The sequence below is a fragment of the Polaromonas sp. P1_E1_2 genome, assembly GCF_056406035.1.
Genome location: NZ_JBFUAZ010000571.1, coordinates 1 through 2,741 on the forward strand (window position 1 = coordinate 1; position 2,741 = coordinate 2,741).

A 2,741-nucleotide genomic window follows, 5' to 3' on the forward strand; every position below is an offset into this window, starting at 1 on the left:
GCATCCTGCAGCGTCGCAAAGCTCGCCTTGCCCATCACGCGCTTGAGCATCATGCGGCCTGCGACATGAACCTTGATCGCCAGCGGCTCGAGTTCCTCGTTGGTCTTGTCGCTGTACTTTTCGAAAACCTCTGCCGCCCGGTGCGTCGGCTTGACGTCGTTGGGGAAGGCGACGCCCCGGCCTTCGGCCTGCCGTTGGCGCATGGCCTTGAGCTTTTCGCGGCGTTCGGCGATCAGCTGGTTCTCGTCTTGGGCAGGGGGCACGGTGTTGTTATCGGACATGGTCAGAAGGTGTGAAAACGATCGGGGGCGCTGCCAAAGCCGGTTTGCAGCTGTTGCGGACAAAGCGCCAAACCGTTGATTTTAGTTTTTTAAGTGGCTGGTTTCCCCATTCAGGGCCGGCTGCCCCTATTTAAGCCTTGATAATCCCGCCTATGTACCTGCGCGCCGGCGTTTTTTCCCTGGGTTTGCTCATGGCCAGCCGCCTGCTCGGCCTCCTGCGGGAATCGGCCCAGGCCGCTGCTTTTGGCGCCACCGGACTTGGCGATGCGGTGATTGTGATGTTCACCCTGCCGGACTTGCTGGTCGGCATATTGTTCAGCGGCGCCCTGGGTTACGTGTTGTTGCCGGAATGGGCGCGCCAAACGCCTGCGCAACAGGATGCCAGCCAGAAAAAAGTCGCACGGGCGCTGCTCGGCACTGGTCTTGTACTGGCTTTGCTGATCTGGTTACTTCGGGGTGCGCTGTCCCATGCGCTTGCACCTGGCCTGCGCGGCGAAATGGCCATCCTTGGCCGTGACTCGCTGGCCTGGAGCGCCGCCGTGCTGCCGCTGGCCATGCTGGCCGCGCTCTGGGTAACGCGATTGCAGCATGAACGGGATTTCGTAGGCATGTACAGCGGCAATCTTGTGGTCAACCTGCTGCTGGTTCTTGCGCTGTTCCTGGCGCCGCAAAACAGCGGAGATCGAACTGTCTTTATCCTGGGCTGCTTCCTTGTGCTGGCGATGGTCGCGCGCCTCGGCTGGCTGGCCTGGCGGCTTCCGCAGGCTGCGCCGACTGGTCCGGCGGCGATGGCTATGCCGGCCCCGCCTGCTGCGGGCATATGGATCTGGGCCGGCCTGTCTTCGGGCCTGCTGCTGCTGTTGCCCCTGATGGGGCGCAGCCTGGCGTCCCAGGCCGGGGAGGGGGCCCTCGCAGACTTTAATTACGCCTGGAAGCTGGTGGAGTTGCCGCTGGTGCTCGCGGTGCAGCTCGTGGCCAGTCTGGCTTTTCCGGCAATCACCCGCACCGAAGTAGGCTCTGCGGAACGCGACAGGGCTTTGCAAATTGCCTTTCTCCTGGCCTGGACCCTGGCTTGCGCAGCGATCGCCGTGGTGGGCAGCTTTTCGCTGCCGCTTGCCCAACTGCTGTTTGGCTGGGGCCGCATGGATGCCGGGCATCTGGAAGTTATTGCGCGCTGGGGGGCCATCGGTATCTGGTCACTGCTGCCACAGGCTTTGATCGCCGTATTGCTGACAGTCATGGCTGCATCGGGGCATATGCACCGCGCAGTCTGGGCTTATGTCGCCGGCCTGACTGCGCTCGCCGTTGCAGCTTGGTCCGGGCTTGCCGGAGGCGCGCTTGTGATGGGGGCGCTCAATGCCGTACTGGCGGGCATCACACTCGCCATGTTATTTACCGAGCGCGAGCAGCTTCACCGGGCGCTGCCGTGGCGTGCCATGCTTGCCCCGTTGGCCGCTTGCCTGCTTCTGGTCGTGGCCAGTCGCTGGTTTGGCCGCTGGAATTTTCTGCCCAGCGCGCTGGCAGCCAGCTTTTTTGCGGTAGTGGTGCTGGCCAGCGCGCTGCTGGCCAGCCCTTTGCTGCGCAGTTTTCTGGGCCGCCAGCCGTTGGCCGTGCCGCAGGCCGGCGGGCAATAATGGCTTATTCCTCTTTCGTTCCATGATTGACTTACTGACCATTACCAACCAGCCGGAGCTGGCGAAACGCTGTGACCGGATGCCGGCCATGCGGCTGTTTGTGGACCTTGAACGCAATGGCAAGGCCGAGCGCCAGGCCGGGCGCAACACTTTCATCAGTACGCACCAGATTGACGATGTGGGCCGTGTCAAGGCAGTTTTACGGCATTCGCGTCTCATGGTTCGCGTCAATCCATACCGGCTCGATCAGCCGGCTGCAGCCCGTGCGGAGGTCGATGCTGTGCTTGCGCAAGGGGCCGACCTGCTGATGCTTCCGATGTTTTCGACCGCGCAGGAATTGCGGAGCTTCTGCGAAATCGTCGATGGCCGTGTGCCGGTAGTGCCCCTGCTCGAAACCGTGGGTGCGCTCGAATCGCTCGAGCAATGGCTGGACACGCCGGGGCTTGGAGAGGTCTTCGTCGGCCTGAATGACCTGCACTTGGCGATGGGCTGCCGCTTCATGTTCGAGCCGTTGGCCCAGGGCCATGTTGACCGCGTAGCGGCAGCGGCAAGGCGGCGGGGTTTACCGATGGGCTTTGGCGGGATCGCCCGCGCAGACGAGGGCTCACTTCCCGGCCGCGATGTTATGGGTGAGCATTTGCGCCTGGGTTCGCAGGCGGTGATTCTTTCGCGGACTTTCAACAGACCCGATGCCGATATGCCGTTTGAGGCGGCCGTGGCTGAATTGCGGAAGTTTGAGGAAGCGCTGGCGCAGCGCACACCGGACCAGCAGGAGGCCGACCGGCTTCGTGTCGCTGCCGTCATTCTGCAGGTAGCAGAACAAGTG

General features: G+C 63.0%; 2 protein-coding genes and 1 pseudogene. 2 read left to right on the forward strand and 1 reads right to left on the reverse strand.

Annotated elements, in window-relative coordinates:
* Positions 1-281, reverse strand: a pseudogene (locus AC1D1P_RS20045) (lysine--tRNA ligase); the annotation flags it as partial.
* A 152-nt stretch (positions 282-433) separates the two neighbouring features.
* Here AC1D1P_RS20045 and AC1D1P_RS20050 point away from each other — a divergent pair.
* On the forward strand, positions 434-1,915 hold the full coding sequence (locus AC1D1P_RS20050; RefSeq protein WP_477671329.1) for a lipid II flippase MurJ: 1,482 nt from the start codon (positions 434-436) through the stop codon (positions 1,913-1,915).
* A 22-nt stretch (positions 1,916-1,937) separates the two neighbouring features.
* Positions 1,938-2,741 (forward strand): aldolase/citrate lyase family protein (locus tag AC1D1P_RS20055; RefSeq protein ID WP_477674177.1); only part of this gene is annotated, 804 nt, incomplete at its 3' end.

Excerpts from the sequence above, each read along its gene's own strand:
- AC1D1P_RS20050 (WP_477671329.1), top strand. The coding sequence starts at position 434 with ATGTACCTGCGCGCCGGCGTTTTTTCCCTGGGTTTGCTCATGGCCAGC.